The sequence below is a fragment of the Peribacillus sp. YIM B13477 genome, assembly GCF_042787955.1.
In the GTDB taxonomy this organism is placed as follows: domain Bacteria; phylum Bacillota; class Bacilli; order Bacillales; family DSM-1321; genus Peribacillus; species Peribacillus frigoritolerans.
This window is the reverse complement of record NZ_JBHZPD010000005.1, coordinates 134,671-150,234: the sequence shown is the minus strand read 5'-3', so window position 1 is coordinate 150,234 and position 15,564 is coordinate 134,671. Positions and strand designations below refer to the sequence as shown.

Genomic DNA, 15,564 nt, shown 5'->3' with positions numbered 1-15,564 from the left:
CGATTAAAGGTCATGGAAATAATAGGTATGTATGAACAGCACCTCCAATTTTGGATATTATCCAAATTGGAGGTGCTGTCTTTATGACTGAATTCCTAATTATATTTACGCTTTTTTGGGGGATGAGGGCTTTATTACCTTAGAAAAATTATTGGTTCTTATACCTGCTAATGTATGAATGATGGAAGTTATAAACGGGATTTTTTGGTTCCTTTCCTTTTGAATTTTTTTTATTGATTCAGAAATGATTTTTTCAGTCAATAGTGAATGAAGGACATCCCGTATGGAACCGATACTTTTGAGATTTTACAATTCAATAATGAATTTACAGACTGGTTAATAGCCTTATTGAAGGTGATTTAATGTTTGGCACGGCACTTGCATTATTAATCTGGAAATTATCCTGCGGAAATGATTCTCCTATGGAAGGTGCGAGGTGAAAGGGGTGAAAAAACCAGACGGCTACCGTGTATAAACCGTCATTAAACAGAAAATGGAATCAAGGGCTTTCCCTAAATACAGCTTGTCTGCACGATCGTTACGCCCAAAAAATGAAAGCGCTAACAACAGATACCTAAGCTATTTCTATAGGCGGAGAATAAAGGGAATTAAAGCTTATTGGCCCTTCCCGAGATGTTGATGCTATGGGAGAGTAAGTGAAATTGTTTTTAATACAGATGTGTGCTTTTAAAATATGGACAGGATTGTGAGCCAGGGAATGAACAGCAAAGTGAAATTCATTAATTTTCAAGGAGGAAGTAAATGGAAATTTTGATCCAGCAGCTTTTTAATGGTTTGACGATTGGCAGCGTATATAGTCTTGTTGCACTGGGATTGACGCTAGTATATGGAATTTTGCATATTCCGAACTTTGCACACGGTGCCCTATATATGTTGGGAGGATATATCACGTTGTCAATGATGACATTATATGGGGTCAATTACTGGATGGCCATGTTCGTATCCATTATCGTTGTTGGTTTGTTGGGAGTCCTTTTGGAACGTTTCGTGTTCCGCCTGTTAAGGGAGGCACCTCCGTTGCACGATAAGATTGCAGCCATCGGCATTCTCCTTTTTCTTGAAGCTTTTGCCCAATTTGTCTGGGGTGCCGACTTCCATACTATGACTTCTCCATATGGTCAAGTCGTCAATATCCTGGGACTGACGTTCACACTTCAGCGATTATTGATCATCGTGTCAGCTATCGCAGTGATGGTTTTACTTTACCTTTTCCTAAAGAAAACTTATGCCGGTTCGACGATAATTGCAATGTCCCAAAGCCGTGAAGGGGCGTCATTAGTTGGAATCAACATTAATAAAGTCGCGATGCTTACCTTCATGATATCGGGGGGATTAGCAGCCATCGCTTCATCCCTTGCATCACCGATTAATCTTGTTTTTCCCGGCATGGGGCATTTAGTCATCCTAAAAGCCTTCGTCATTATCATATTGGGTGGGATGGGCAGCATCCCGGGGGCGATCGTAGGTGGATATATCCTAGGGTTCAGTGAGAGCCTTGGTGCAACTTATATTTCAAATGATTATAAAGACATCATTGCATTCATACTTTTAGTCATCATATTAACGGTGAAACCAACAGGTCTTTTTGCAAAGGGGGAGAGGTAGTGTGAGGATATTAACGAAAAGAAATGGGATTATCGCTCTTATCATCTTTGCTTTTTCATTCCCCTATATCGCGCAAAACGATTATTATCTCCATATGCTGACACTTTCGTTCATCTGGGCGATAGCTGTTTATGGAATCAATTTATTATCAGGCTATACTGGGTATCTCTCGCTTGCACATGCTGGATTTTTTGCGATTGGAGCATATTCTCTTGGGTTGCTCACAGTAAAAGCGGGAATGAACTTTTGGCTGGCACTTATATGTGCATGTTTAATCACATGTGCCATTGGGTTTTTAATTGGTTTGATTGCGCTGAGGACAAAGGAACACTTTTTCGCGATTTATACCCTATGTGTGGGTTACATCATATATCTGGTGATCGATAAATGGGAGGGACTTACAGAGGGGGTTAGGGGATTGATCGGGATCCCTGCTCCCGGGAATATAGGGCCGATCACATTCGATACTGCAGCATCCCAATATTATCTCGTTCTCATTTTCCTGCTTGCAGTGATTTTAATCATGTATCGAATTATACGCTCGTTGACCGGCAGAACGTATATGGCCATCAGGAACAGCGAGGACCTAGCACAAACGATTGGTATATCCACAATGAAGAATAAGTTAACCGCATTTGTCCTATCCACATTCTTCGCAGGTTTGGCAGGTGCCTTGTATGCTTCATTCATTCGTTTCATTGGACCTGATATCGGATCAACTGCCATCATGTTCGATTTATTGATGTATTTATTGGTTGGTGGAATCGGCACACTTTCAGGACCATTGGTAGGAACATTATTATTAGTAATCCTGTCGCAGAATCTGCAATTCCTTCAAGAATATCGAATGTTGATATTCGGACCATTACTTACGGTGATCATTATTTTTTATCCGCGCGGAATCGCAGGGGCCTTCTTTGATTGGCAAAGAAAGCGAAAAGATAATGAGCTGTCCGGGGTTAGGGGCGAATTGCACATAAAAGCTGAGGAGGGATGAATTTGCTAATCGAAACTAAGGATTTGACAAAGCGTTTCGGAGGCTTGGCGGCCGTCAATAATGTGGATTTTTCAATTGAAAAAGGTAGAATCAATGCAATAATCGGGCCAAATGGTGCAGGGAAATCCACTTTTTTTAACTTGATCAGTGGCTTTCATCGACCGACTTCCGGGACGGTCCTTTTTAAAGGGATTGATATCACCAAACTTCCTGCCAATGAAATAGCGGGGCTCGGAATTTCAAGAACCTTTCAAACGACAAGCCTTTTCGATCAATCGTCCGTGTTGGATAATGTCATTGTCGGTCATAGACTGCGAACAAAATCCAATTTGGTGGATGCCATTCTAAGAACAAAACGTTTAAAACGGGAGGAAGCGGCTTGCAGGGATAAGGCTATGGAGGTGCTTGATATTGTCGGATTAACGGAATCGGCTGACAGAATGGTCTCGAACATCTCACAGGAGGAAAAGAAACGGACAGCCATTGCCCTAGCCCTAGCGACAGAACCGGAAATCATCTTTCTTGATGAACCTGCTGCGGGAATCAACCCGGATGAAACGGAAGGCTTGACAGAACTGATTAAAAAATTGAATCAATCGGGACTGACCGTTTGTTTAATCGAGCACAAAATGCATATGATCATGAACTTGGCAGACCACATCATGGTCCTTAATTACGGAGAAAAAATTGCCGAGGGCACACCTAAGGAAATCCGCGGAAATGAAGCGGTCATTAAAGCGTATTTGGGAGGGAGTGCCAGTGCTTAACTTAACAGATGTCGCCGTGAATTATGGAAGTTTCACTGCGATAAACCATGTGAATATCGAAGTTGCCGAGGGAGAGATCGTTGTTTTGCTAGGAGCTAATGGGGCAGGAAAAAGCACGACTTTTCGTTCCATAAGCGGAATCAGCAAGCTTTCCAAGGGGGAAATCCATTTTCATGGCATGCCGATAGGGGGCCGTGCCCCGGATAAGAATGTTCGGGAAGGGATCGTTCAGTGTGCCGAAGGACGTAAACTGTTTCCACAGATGACCGTTCAGGAAAATCTGCGGATGGGTGCCTATGTGCATCGAAAGAAAAAAGCGGAGATCAAGGATTCCTTGGAATACGTCTATCACTTATTCCCGATTTTAAAAGAAAAGCATCATGATGAAGCTGGAAGCCTGAGCGGCGGCCAACAGCAAATGCTCGCAATTGGTAGGGCTTTGATGTCGAAACCGAAATTGTTGATGCTTGATGAGCCTTCGGTGGGACTCGCTCCACTCATAGTCGAACAAATGTTTCAAGTCATTGAAGAAATAAACCGCGAAGGAATCACAATCCTGCTTGCTGAACAAAACGCGAATGCTGCCCTAAGCATTGCAGATAAAGGATATGTTTTTGAAAATGGGGAAATTGTCGTTCAAGGGACAGCAAGTGAGTTATTAGCCAATGATGAAGTAAGGAAAGCGTATATTGGGGCCTGAATAAATTGAATGGGGGATTTTTATGAAAAAACTGAAAGTATTATTTGTCTTTCTCCTGCTAACCATCACTGTTTTGACCGGGTGCAATAAAGGGGATAGCCCTGTGTCCAGCAGTGGCAGTAAAGGAAAAAATGACAATGTCGTAAACATCGGTTTTAGCGGTCCTTTAAGCGGGGCAGCAGCGTTATATGGGAAACGGACATTGAATGGTGTCGAAATGGCCGTCAATGAAATTAATGATGCTGGTGGTTTTGAAGTAGCTGGTAAGAAATACACGTTGAACTTAGTATCGTTGGACGATAAATACTTACCTAATGAAACAGGGTCGAATGCTAAACGTTTAATTCAGGAATATGATACGCCGATCATTTTCACGCCTCACAGCGGAGGCGTGCTGGCACTTCAGGTTTTTAATGAACAAGAGGAATTCATCATTGGTGCATATACGAGTGAACCGGCAGTGACCAAGAGCGGAAATTCATTAACTGTTCGAATTCCACCGAATTACGAGGGGTATATCGAGCCTTTTACAACATATGCGATGGAACATTTCGGCAAGAAAATTGCCGCTTTGCCAACATCTTCGCAATATGGTAAAGACTGGACGGAAGCCGTGCTCCCACATTGGGAAAAGCAAGGCGGAAAAGTCGTTTATAATTCTTCGATTGATTTCGCCAAAGAAACCGATTTCTTTACGATTGTCACAAATGCCTTGAAAAAAGATCCTGATGTGCTATTCATCGGTGGTGCTTCGGAACCTACGGCAAAAGTGGCGAAGCAAGCTCGGGAGCTAGGATTTAAAGGCGGTTTCATCATCATGGATCAAGCAAAGCTGGATCAGATGAAGCCGATTGCAGGTTCATATGAAACATTGGAAGGCTCGATTGGCGTTCTGCCATTGATGGACTCAGATGAAGAAGCAGTGCCTGCATTCGTCGAGAAATATCAAAAGAATTATAAGGAAGATCCAAGCTCCGAAGTAGGATTGAATTATATCGCGATGTATGCGTTTGTGGAAGCGATGAAATCTGCAGGCAGCGTTGATGATGCCAAGGCCATCCGTAAACATATGCAAGACGGACTTTCAAATATAGGGCCAGATCAAAAAATATACGATATTCCCTCGATAGATGAAAATGGAGGATTTGCATCAACTATTGTCGTTGGTGCAGTAGAAAACGGGAAAGTGGTCCCTATCCGTTAACTGGGTAAAGGAGGGCAGGTGTACCGGGTCTGGCGTAGTATACTAGTTTAACATTTTGCAAGATTGCGTGTATCGTTCCTAATAAGGTGACGGTACACGTTTTTTTTGTTGAAAAAATCCACACTAAAAATTGTAGGCTCCTGTGGGTAAATTAAGCCACTCTGAAAGGGATAGATGCAAGTCCGCCAGTATCGGGGTTTTGAAGAACGGAGATTGCCGGTTAACAAATTTTACAAAAATATCTTGTCTCCGAGTAATGAAAACGCTATCATTGAATATAATATGAAATATAATTTCATCATTTTCTATTAAAAAATGAAATTATATTTAAGTGATTGTTTATAGGAGGATTTAATAGTCTATGGAAGAACATTTGCGCTCATTAACGACTGAATTACGGAACGAAAAGACGATGAATATCGACAGTGTTAATACAATGGACATCATTTCTGCAATCAATAAAGAAGATTTTAAAGTGGCAGCAGCAGTTCAGGAGGTATTGCCAGAGATTGAAAAGGCAGTTGAATGGGCTTGCGAATCGTTAAAAAAAGGAGGGAGACTCATATACATCGGAGCAGGAACGAGCGGAAGGCTCGGAGTGCTGGATGCCGTGGAATGTCCCCCGACTTTCAGCACTCCGCCTGATAGGGTGCTGGGAATAATCGCAGGAGGGGAAAAGGCATTTGTTCGGGCTGTTGAAGGTGCAGAGGATAAAGAAGATTTTGGGGAAAGTGACCTGATTGACGTGGCGCTTACAGAAAATGATACGGTTATTGGCATTGCTGCAAGCGGGCGCACTCCTTATGTGAAGGGCGCTTTACGTTATGCAAGAAAGGTCGGGGCTAAAGCGGTCGCTTTATCATGCAATAATAACGCGAGCATCACGAAAGAAGCTGATATAGGGATTGAAGTGGTGGTCGGGCCGGAAGTGTTAACAGGATCCACGAGAATGAAAGCGGCAACCGCACATAAAATGGTACTCAATATGATTTCAACGGCAACCATGATCCGATTGGGCAAAGTCTATGAAAATCTGATGGTCGATGTAAATGTCAGTAATCAAAAACTGAAGGACCGTGCAGTAAACATCATAGAAACAGTAACGAATGCTGACTATGATCAAGCTTTGAATACGCTTGAAAAGGCAAATAATCAAGTTAAGCCAGCGATTGTCATGATAAAAACGGCAACAGATTATGAAAAAGCACTGGAGTTACTGGAAAAAGCGGATGGAGATGTCAGAAAAGCCATCTCGATCTATGAAGATTAGGAGGGAAGCAATGGCTACAGGAGGATTATCCATCATACAGACGATGTTGAGCAAACTGCCGCAATCAGAACAAAAACTAGCGGAATATATTCTACAGAATCCTCATGAAGTTGTGAACAGCACTGTACAGGAATTAAGTACGTCTGCCCAAACAAGTGGGGCTGCTGTTATTAGGTTGTGTAAATCGCTTGGAATAAAAGGATATCAAGATCTGAAAATAAGGATTGCTGGAGATTTGATGAAGACGGTTGAACAGGGCTACCGGGATATCGAGCCTTCCGAATCACTGTACCGGATTGTGGAGAAAACAACGAGTAATTCGATTCAGACCATCCGGGACACATCTGAAATAATCGATCATGATAATCTCAAACATGCCATAACGCTGATGCTGAATGCAAAAACCGTCCATTTTTGCGGTGTCGGTGCTTCGAATATAGTTGCTGCGGATGCTCAGCAAAAATTACTTCGCATCAATAAAGGAGCAACGGCTTTTACAGATATGCATTTAGTTGCAACCCTGATTGCAAATGCTAATGAGAATGACATCGTTTTTGCCATTTCATTCTCTGGGGAAACACCTGAAGTTGTCAATATATTGAAGCTGGCAAAGGAACGTGGGGTCAAGACAATCGGGCTGACTCATTATGGCCAAACAACGGTATCTTCTTTGTGTGATGCCACTTTGTTTACATCCTATTCGAAAGAAGCACTATTTCGAAGTGCAGCAACATCCTCACGATTGGCGCAATTATATATGATTGACATTTTGTTTTTGGGAATGGCTTCAGAGCAATATGAAGAAACTGTCCAATATATTGATAATACCAGGTCTGCGATTAAATCGATGACAGATCGATATAAATGATTATTGCGAGATTTGACAAAGGGGGCTTATGAATGGGTAAGGGGGATAAGTACGCCAGTTTAGCAGAAGAGTTATTGGAGAAATTAGGTGGGGCATCTAATGTTGCCGATGCTGCACATTGTATGACCAGACTGAGGGTATTGCCAATCGATCGATCGAAAGTAAAAATGGAAGATATAAAAAATACGGAAGGCGTTTTCGGCGTCATTGAAGAGGAAACGATACAAATAGTCCTCGGGCCAGGCGTGGTGAACAAGGTTCATACAGAGTTTGAAAAGCTTCTGGGTGAAGCTTCTGGTGATTTGGACTTAAAAGAAGTGGCCTCGAAGAATAAGTCAGAGATTGATAGGAAAAACGCAAAACCGTTTAAACTTTTTTTACGCAGGATTGCAAGTATTTTCATCCCTTTAATTCCCGCCTTAGTGGCATCAGGTTTGATTACCGGTATTACAAAGGCAATCGTTCAAGCGGGCTGGCTTGCAGCAGAATCACAATTAGCCATTATTTTAACCGTTATCGGATCCGGTCTGTTTGCCTACTTGGGGATATTGGTTGGGACCAATGCTGCAAAAGAATACGGCGGATCACCTGCACTTGGTGCCCTTGCTGGTATCTTGGTCATAAACCCGGCCGTCGGCGACATTTCATTGTTCGGTGAAAATTTGCTCCCTGGCCGCGGTGGGTTGATAGGAGTACTCTTTGCAGCTATTTTCATAGCCTTGGTGGAAAAACAGGTCAGGAAATTCATTCCTCAATCACTGGATATCATTTTGACGCCAACCATCGCTTTACTCATTACCGGGATTGTCACTTACATTGTATTTATGCCGGTAGGAGGGTTTTTATCGGATGCCATTACGAATGGGTTATTGAATGTATTGGATTTTGGCGGTGTTGTAGCTGGATTCGTGCTTGGGGCGGCCTTTCTCCCTCTCGTCATTACTGGTTTACATCAAGGTTTAACGCCTGTCCATCTAGAATTGATAAATTCGATTGGTGATGATCCACTGCTTCCCATTTTGGCGATGGGTGGCGCTGGCCAAGTGGGAGCGGCCTTTGCCATCTATATGAAAACGAAGAAAGCAAGTTTGAAGAGGGCTATCGGAGGAGGGCTTCCTTCAGGAATGCTAGGTATTGGTGAACCCCTTATATTTGGAGTGACCCTGCCATTGGGCCGGCCCTTCTTAACTGCATGTTTAGGTGCAGGAGTAGGCGGAGCATTCCAAGCTCAATTCGGAATCGCCACGTCTTCCATCGGTGTGTCCGGACTGCCGCTTACCTTTCTAGTTCATCCAAACCAAATCGCCCTGTTCCTTGCTGGGTTGTTCATTTCCTATATAGCAGGGTTTATTTTTACGTATCTATTCGGATTTAAAGATGAAATGGCGGTTGAATTTAAGTGATCGGAGTTTCTTTTTATCTACAGGACCCGCATGCAGAAACACAAATTATACATGCTGCTAACCTGGGAGTGAAGAGAGCATTTACATCGCTCCATATTCCTGAAGAAAAGGGGGACCTCGTGAAGAGGATGATCAGGCTTTTAAAGCTTGCAGAGGACTATGGAATGGAAATCCATGCAGATGTCTCACTAAATACGCTTGATCATTTGGGGATTAACAAATTTACGGATTTATGGTCATTAGGTATTAAAGGTATTCGCCTTGATGATGGGTTCGATAAAGAAACGGTCATTTCTTTATCTAAGGTGTTTTCACTCTCACTTAATGCAAGTACGTTGAATGAAGATGAACTTTTAGCCGTGCTTGGGGGCGGTGTGGAACCGGAAAGTCTGATAGCTTGGCACAACTTTTATCCTAGGCCTGAATCGGGCCTTGAAGAAGAGTTCTTTCATGAACAGAATAGAATGTTCAAGAAATACGGCATACCGATCTTTGCTTTCATCCCGGGTGCAGGAAGTAAACGCGGTCCTCTTCATGAGGGTCTTCCAACGCTTGAAAAACACAGGTTGATGAATCCTTACGCCGCTGGAATTGAGCTGATCCAGCATGTGGAAGGAGTTTACGTTGGAGATCAAGGAACGGAGGAAAATCTGCTTGAGAATCTAACTGCATATAAGGATCTGAACATTCTAACTATTAGAGTGGAATCCCGACTTTTGCAAAGCGGACAGTATAAATTGAGGCCAGATGTTTCTCAAGATGTTTTCCGGCTGCAGAATACCCGGGTCACCGCAAATGTTGAGCCGAGTAATACAGCTGCACGAAGCCTTGGATCCATAACGATGGACAATGATGCTTATGGAAGGTATCGGGGAGAGGTTCAAATTTGCAAAAGAGACCTAGGGGCAGACCACCGAGTTAACGTTATAGGAAGGGTTATGGAAGAAGATATTCCCTTGCTGTCCCTTCTAAAGCCTGGTCAAACGATAAAACTTATAATTGAGTAAACTATTGGACTCAAAGGATCCAGGGATAAATGGATACGTTTCATGAAGGCTTTTTAAAGAGGCAGCTGCTGGGATTCCCGATGCTGCCTTGATTTCTTTATAGGATCTATATAGTTCATTTCCATTCATTTTTACCCCTTCACGGCAGTGGTTTGGAATTGTTGCTAACAGAACTAAAAAGAATACAAGGGAGGAAGCCTGAATGATAAAAAGGATATGTGCCCCAGCTGGAATCGCATTATGTTTGGTTTTATCCATTATGGGAGGGAATGCGACAGCAAAGGGATACGAGAATGAGAAAACGGTTTCAGATATTCAGGAAATCGTAGAAAACATGACAATCGATGAAAAAGTCGGTCAAATGCTCATGCCGGATTTTCGTAATTGGCAAAAACAAGGAGAAACAAAGGCAACCGGGTTTATTGAAATGAACTCGGAAGTTGCAAGCATCATCAAAACATATAATCTGGGCGGTGTGATTCTGTTTGCTGAGAATGTAGTCGATACCGAACAAACGGTTCGGCTCACCGATGGTTTGCAGATGGCAAGCCCGGACCTTCCGCTGTTCATAACGATTGATCAGGAAGGAGGAATCGTAACTCGTCTTCAAACTGGAACGAACCTTCCTGGTAATATGGCACTTGGTGCAGCCAGAAAAGAGAGTTACGCTTATCAATCCGGAGAAATTATTGGCAATGAACTGTCGGCACTTGGCATAAATGTCAATTTCGGCCCGTCTGTCGATGTCAATAATAATCCCGGAAATCCTGTTATTGGCGTTCGTTCCTTCAGTTCCGATCCGGACCTTGTATCAAAGCTTGGCATTCAGATGATAAAAGGATTGCAAAATCAGAACATGATAGCGACGGCCAAGCATTTCCCAGGCCATGGAGATACAGCAGTCGACAGTCATTATGGTCTTCCCCTTGTTTCTCATGATAAAGAGCGATTGCGCTCCATCGAGCTGCTTCCTTTCCAAAGAGCCATCGATGCTGGAGTTGATATGATGATGACTGCACATGTTCAATTTCCTGCATTCGATGACACTACCTATATCAGTAAAAAAGACGGTCAAGAAATTATGGTTCCTGCAACACTGTCACAAAAGGTCATCACGGGTCTATTACGTGAAGAAATGGGATTTGACGGTGTTGTGGTTACAGATGCTTTGAATATGAAAGCCATCGCGGACAACTTCGGACAGGAAGAAGCTGTGGTCCTTGCCCTGAAATCTGGTGTTGATATTGCTTTGATGCCGGCACAGGTAAATTCGCTTCAAATGGAAAAGAATATAACCTCTGTATTCAATGCAGTGAAGGCGGCAGTGGCAAGCGGGGAAATTCCTCTAAATCAAGTCAATCAATCTGTAACGAGGATACTTGATCTAAAAGTGAAAAGAGGGATATTAAACCCGGAAGATACTCCGATAGAAAAAAAAATCGAAACCGCGCTTCAAGTGGTCGGGAATGAAGATCATTTAAAAAATGAAAGGAAAATGGCGGAAGATGCCATCACTCTATTGAAAAATGAACACAAAACATTGCCTTTCAAACCTAAGAAAAATGATAAAGTTTTAATTCTTGCTCCTTTCGATGACCAAGTTGAATCCATGTCCAGGAGCATCAGCGAATTAGCTGATAAAAAGAAAATAAAGAAAGTCCAAATAACGGGTATGAGTTTTTCAGGAAAGTCATTTACAGATCAAGTGGCCAGACTCATTGATGAATCGGATTTTGTCATAACTGGTTCCTATATTGTCAAAAACGATCCGGCTGTCAATGATGGAGTGATAGATGACAGCATTCAAGATTCGTCGAAGTGGGCAACAGCCTTCCCTAGAGCGGTCATGAATCATGCAAAGAAAAAAGACAAAGAATTTGTTTTAATGAGTTTAAGAAACCCTTATGATGTTGCAAACTTTGAAGAAGCGAAGGCGGTTCTTGCTGTTTACGGGTTTAAAGGGTATTCGAATGGGCGTTATAGACAGCCGAATATCCCGGCAGGCATCTCGACCATTTTTGGAGAATCAAGACCTAAAGGCACGTTGCCGGTCGATATACCTTCAGTAACAAAGCCCTCTGAAAGCCTTTATGAATATGGATATGGATTAGATATTAAATCTGGAAGACCCATTAAAAAATAAGGAGAGAAGCAATTTGAAAAAAATGATAATCCTATTTGCCATTTGCATGCTATCTTTCGGCATCGTTTCCTCAAAAAGTGTAACAGCTATTAAAGAGAAGAAAAAACAAAAGGTCAGTCCCGGTATTGAAGTTCTTTTAAAAGAAGAAAAGAACGTTTTAAGCGGAAAGAAAGTCGGCTTGATTACGAATCCAACTGGCATCGACTCTAAATTAACCAGCATCGTCGATCTCCTTCATGATGATCCGGATATTAATTTAACGGCTTTATTTGGTCCTGAACATGGAGTGCGTGGAGATGCGCAAGCTGGTGCAAGCGTTGAATATTATATTGATGAAAAAACAGGATTGCCCGTTTATAGTTTATATGGCAAAACGAAAAAACCGACGCCTGAAATGTTAAAGGATGTTGAGGTCCTTGTTTTTGATATCCAGGATGTCGGAACACGCTTTTACACTTATATCTATACGATGGCTTATGCAATGGAAGCAGCCAAAGAAAATGATATTCCCTTTATCGTGCTGGACCGGCCGAACCCACAAGGCGGGGAGACGGTAGATGGGCCGGTCCTTGAACCTGAATTCTCATCGTTTGTTGGTTTGTATCCAATCCCGCTTAAGCATGGGATGACGGTTGGGGAACTCGCGACTTTGTTCAATAAGGAATTTAAAATTGGAGCAGATCTCAAGGTCATCAAGATGAAAGGCTGGAAGCGAGATATGGATTATGACGATACTGGTCTCCCTTTTGTCTTGCCGTCACCGAATATGCCGACAGTTTCCACTACTTTCGCATATCCGGCTACAGGCTTGATCGAGGGAACGAATGTCTCGGAAGGCAGAGGAACGACCAAACCATTCGAGTTGATAGGTGCTCCTTATATAAACGGTGATGAGCTTGCCGGGAAGTTAAATGCAATAAGGTTACCCGGTGTAAAATTCAGGGCAGCGTCCTTTACACCTACATTTTCAAAACATGCAGGTAAACTTAGCCACGGAGTGGAAATTTATATAACGGATAGAGAAGAGTTCAAGGCTGTACCTACAGGACTTCACATCATCAAGACCATTCAGGATTTATATCCCGGTGATTTCGAATTCCTTGCAGCCAACAATTTCAATTTATTGATTGGCAATGGCTGGATAATGTCTAGAATTAAAGAAGGGACAACAGTAAATGAAATCTTGAAAGAATATCAAGTAAAGCAGGATGCTTTTAAAAAGGTTCGCAAAAATTACTTGCTCTATAAATAAGTGAAAAAAGAAAAGTCCGGGTTGGACTTTTCTCAGTTTGTAGACAAAAGGGGTTCGGAATTAAAAAATTCTGAACCCCTTTTGAAATTCCCTCTGAATTTCGCCTAAAGTTAAGAGATTTGGCTCTACGAGCCCACTATGTTAGCCATTTTTGGACCTAGCCATGTCCAATTGGTATCTTCTTTAAATTAATGGCAGCCTCCATTTTACGAACCAAATGGTTCGGTGGCACCAGTTGATCTAAAGTAATCATTTCAAGTTGATCTCGCTGAATAGAATCATGTTTAGAAAGCATCCTCATCACCTCAGGTTCTAATACTTCTATTTTAAAACAAAAATGACTCAAGGCAAGAGTGTTCTATCTAAAAGGTAAGACAAAGTTGATTGGAGCGAGTGCCCTACGTTCCAATCAACGTCCAAATTGTACAAGACATAAAAATAGACAAACTCGATTTTCATCGAGTTTGTCTACAGTCTGAGAAAAGTCCGCGTTGGACTTTTCTTTTTTTATGGGTTTTCGAAGGCGGAGTAAATCGCTAAGACTTTATTCCTGAATATAGTCAAATTTATAAATGAAATGAAGTTCTAAAATGGAAGGAACCGTTGTCTAATAGAATATGGGGTTTGCCCTAAATCAGTAATTGTCAGGAGGAAAGCGGAATGAAAAAATATCTTCAAAAAATAGGGCGTTCCTTGATGCTGCCAGTAGCCGTATTGCCGGCAGCCGCCATTTTAATGGGGATCGGTTACTGGATAGATCCAGCAGGATGGGGAGCAGGAAGTCCGTTAGCAGCTTTTTTAATCAAAGCAGGTTCTTCGATCATTGACAATATGGCAATCTTGTTTGCCGTTGGAGTGGCGTTGGGGATGTCGAAAGGAAAAGATGGAGCTGCCGCTTTGAGCGGGCTGGTAGCCTATCTAGTCGTAACGACATTGCTTTCCACGGACACGGTGGCGATGCTGCAAGGAATTGATGCAAAAGATGTAAATCCAGCATTTGAGAAAATAGAAAATGCATTTGTCGGAATCCTCTCGGGTCTTATAGCGGCAGCTATGTTTAATCGGTTCAGTAAGGTAGAACTCCCGGATGCATTCGCTTTCTTTAGCGGTAAACGCCTTGTCCCGATCCTTACTGCGGTTGCCATGTTACTGGTTTCCCTAATATTATTCTTCGTATGGCCACTCATCTACTCCTGGTTAGTTGTATTTGGGGAAGGAATAAGTGAATTAGGTGCCGCTGGAGCAGGACTCTATGGGTTCTTCAATCGGCTTTTGATACCAACAGGTTTACATCATGCGTTAAACTCCGTATTCTGGTTCGATGTAATAGGTCTTAACGATATCGGTAAATTCTGGTCTGGAACGGGAATAAAAGGAACCACAGGCATGTATCAAGCCGGCTTCTTTCCCGTCATGATGTTCGGTTTGCCGGCAGCGGCTCTTGCCATGTACCATTCGGCAAAATCACGGAAGAAAAAACAAGTGGCCTCATTAATGCTCGCAGCCGGCTTCGCTTCATTTTTCACAGGCGTTACTGAACCTTTGGAATTTGCTTTCATGTTTGTTGCACCAGCCCTATTCGTTGTGCATGCCTTATTGACAGGAATATCGTTGGCTATTGCTGCAACTTTCCAATGGACAGCAGGGTTCGGTTTTAGTGCAGGATTCATTGACTTTGTTTTAAGCTCAAGATTGCCAATGGCAAATGAACCTTATATGCTGCTTCTTCAAGGACTGGCTTTTGCAGTCATCTACTATTTCTTATTCCGATTCTTGATAACTAGGTTCAATTTAATGACTCCCGGCAGAGAAGATGATACAGAAGATGAGCTTGATGGCGGAGGAGCGATTGCGGAAGCAGACAGCGGTCAAGGCGGGAATAATGAGAGTAAATTCTTTGGTATGGCTTCCGCTATTTATGAGGGATTAGGCGGAGACGCTAACGTAACATCTGTAGATAACTGTGTTACCCGTTTAAGGGTTGAAGTGGAAAATATGGGAGCTGTCGATCAGAATAAAATCAAATCAGCAGGGGTTGCCGGAATCAATATTGTGGGTCCCCAAAGCATTCAAGTCATCGTAGGGACACAGGTACAATTCATAGCTGATGAAATAGAAAAGATCAGGCGGCAATAGATCTGGTTAAACGCAGTTTGCCTTTTAATGAAAAAATCTACGATCAGAATAATAATTTCTGATCGTAGAGATTATTATGGTAAAGTACTGATTTTTTAAGCGCGAAAGATTTACTTAATAAACTCTGCTCTTAAAATAGAATAAAACGAATCAATGTTCTATAATATATAAGGGTATTGAATGAAGGATTT

13 protein-coding genes are annotated in these 15,564 nt (G+C 42.3%); 12 read left to right on the top strand and 1 reads right to left on the bottom strand.

The window, feature by feature from the left end; translation table 11 throughout:
* Positions 1-762: 762 nt before the first annotated feature.
* The 11 genes from ACFX4H_RS16560 to ACFX4H_RS16510 all read left to right on the top strand — a co-directional run bounded on the left by ACFX4H_RS16560 (position 763) and on the right by ACFX4H_RS16510 (position 13,237).
* A complete protein-coding gene (locus ACFX4H_RS16560; RefSeq protein WP_034312368.1) occupies positions 763-1,626 on the top strand; it encodes a branched-chain amino acid ABC transporter permease in 864 nt (287 codons plus the stop codon).
* Between the two features lies 1 nt (position 1,627).
* On the top strand, positions 1,628-2,623 hold the full coding sequence (locus tag ACFX4H_RS16555) for a branched-chain amino acid ABC transporter permease (protein WP_377435881.1): 996 nt from the start codon (positions 1,628-1,630) through the stop codon (positions 2,621-2,623).
* Between the two features lie 2 nt (positions 2,624-2,625).
* Complete coding sequence (locus tag ACFX4H_RS16550) at positions 2,626-3,390, top strand: ABC transporter ATP-binding protein (protein WP_377435880.1); 765 nt, start codon at positions 2,626-2,628, stop codon at positions 3,388-3,390.
* Positions 3,383-4,090: an ABC transporter ATP-binding protein gene (locus ACFX4H_RS16545; protein ID WP_377435879.1), complete on the top strand. Its 708-nt coding sequence runs from the start codon at positions 3,383-3,385 to the stop codon at positions 4,088-4,090. The genes ACFX4H_RS16550 and ACFX4H_RS16545 overlap by 8 nt, the downstream gene beginning before the upstream one ends.
* 22 nt (positions 4,091-4,112) lie before the next feature.
* The gene (locus ACFX4H_RS16540) at positions 4,113-5,294 is read left to right on the top strand and encodes an ABC transporter substrate-binding protein (RefSeq protein ID WP_377435878.1); all 1,182 of its coding nucleotides are present in this window, start codon (positions 4,113-4,115) and stop codon (positions 5,292-5,294) included.
* 361 nt (positions 5,295-5,655) lie between these two features.
* On the top strand, positions 5,656-6,564 hold the full coding sequence (gene murQ / locus ACFX4H_RS16535) for an N-acetylmuramic acid 6-phosphate etherase (RefSeq protein ID WP_377435877.1): 909 nt from the start codon (positions 5,656-5,658) through the stop codon (positions 6,562-6,564).
* A 10-nt stretch (positions 6,565-6,574) separates the two neighbouring features.
* The gene (locus ACFX4H_RS16530) at positions 6,575-7,432 is read left to right on the top strand and encodes a MurR/RpiR family transcriptional regulator (protein ID WP_377435876.1); all 858 of its coding nucleotides are present in this window, start codon (positions 6,575-6,577) and stop codon (positions 7,430-7,432) included.
* A gap of 32 nt (positions 7,433-7,464) precedes the next feature.
* Entirely contained in the window at positions 7,465-8,835 is a 1,371-nt protein-coding gene (locus ACFX4H_RS16525; protein ID WP_377435875.1) for a PTS transporter subunit EIIC, read from the top strand.
* Positions 8,832-9,842, top strand: a complete 1,011-nt coding sequence (locus tag ACFX4H_RS16520) for a MupG family TIM beta-alpha barrel fold protein (protein ID WP_377435874.1) — start codon at positions 8,832-8,834, stop codon at positions 9,840-9,842. Before ACFX4H_RS16525 ends, ACFX4H_RS16520 begins: the two co-directional genes overlap by 4 nt.
* 202 nt (positions 9,843-10,044) lie before the next feature.
* Positions 10,045-11,985 carry a glycoside hydrolase family 3 protein gene (locus ACFX4H_RS16515; protein WP_377435873.1) on the top strand — a complete coding sequence of 647 codons (1,941 nt, stop codon included), beginning with the start codon at positions 10,045-10,047 and terminating at the stop codon, positions 11,983-11,985.
* Between the two features lie 13 nt (positions 11,986-11,998).
* Positions 11,999-13,237, top strand: a complete 1,239-nt coding sequence (locus ACFX4H_RS16510) for an exo-beta-N-acetylmuramidase NamZ family protein (RefSeq protein WP_377435872.1) — start codon at positions 11,999-12,001, stop codon at positions 13,235-13,237.
* 157 nt (positions 13,238-13,394) lie between these two features.
* Here the strand turns inward: ACFX4H_RS16510 and ACFX4H_RS16505 are convergent, their stop codons facing one another.
* A complete protein-coding gene (locus ACFX4H_RS16505; RefSeq protein WP_174878726.1) occupies positions 13,395-13,532 on the bottom strand; it encodes a hypothetical protein in 138 nt (45 codons plus the stop codon).
* Positions 13,533-13,897: 365 nt separating this feature from the next.
* On the opposite strand from ACFX4H_RS16505, the gene nagE reads away from it, so the two are divergent.
* The gene (gene nagE / locus ACFX4H_RS16500; RefSeq protein WP_328137490.1) at positions 13,898-15,373 is read left to right on the top strand and encodes an N-acetylglucosamine-specific PTS transporter subunit IIBC; all 1,476 of its coding nucleotides are present in this window, start codon (positions 13,898-13,900) and stop codon (positions 15,371-15,373) included.
* Positions 15,374-15,564 lie beyond the last annotated feature (191 nt).

Coding starts and splice junctions, on each gene's coding strand:
- ACFX4H_RS16530 (WP_377435876.1), top strand. CDS start 6,575: ATGGCTACAGGAGGATTATCCATCATACAGACGATGTTGAGCAAACTG.
- ACFX4H_RS16505 (WP_174878726.1), bottom strand. CDS start 13,532: ATGCTTTCTAAACATGATTCTATTCAGCGAGATCAACTTGAAATGATT.
- ACFX4H_RS16515 (WP_377435873.1), top strand. CDS start 10,045: ATGATAAAAAGGATATGTGCCCCAGCTGGAATCGCATTATGTTTGGTT.
- murQ (WP_377435877.1), top strand. CDS start 5,656: ATGGAAGAACATTTGCGCTCATTAACGACTGAATTACGGAACGAAAAG.
- nagE (WP_328137490.1), top strand. CDS start 13,898: ATGAAAAAATATCTTCAAAAAATAGGGCGTTCCTTGATGCTGCCAGTA.
- ACFX4H_RS16540 (WP_377435878.1), top strand. CDS start 4,113: ATGAAAAAACTGAAAGTATTATTTGTCTTTCTCCTGCTAACCATCACT.
- ACFX4H_RS16525 (WP_377435875.1), top strand. CDS start 7,465: ATGGGTAAGGGGGATAAGTACGCCAGTTTAGCAGAAGAGTTATTGGAG.
- ACFX4H_RS16560 (WP_034312368.1), top strand. CDS start 763: ATGGAAATTTTGATCCAGCAGCTTTTTAATGGTTTGACGATTGGCAGC.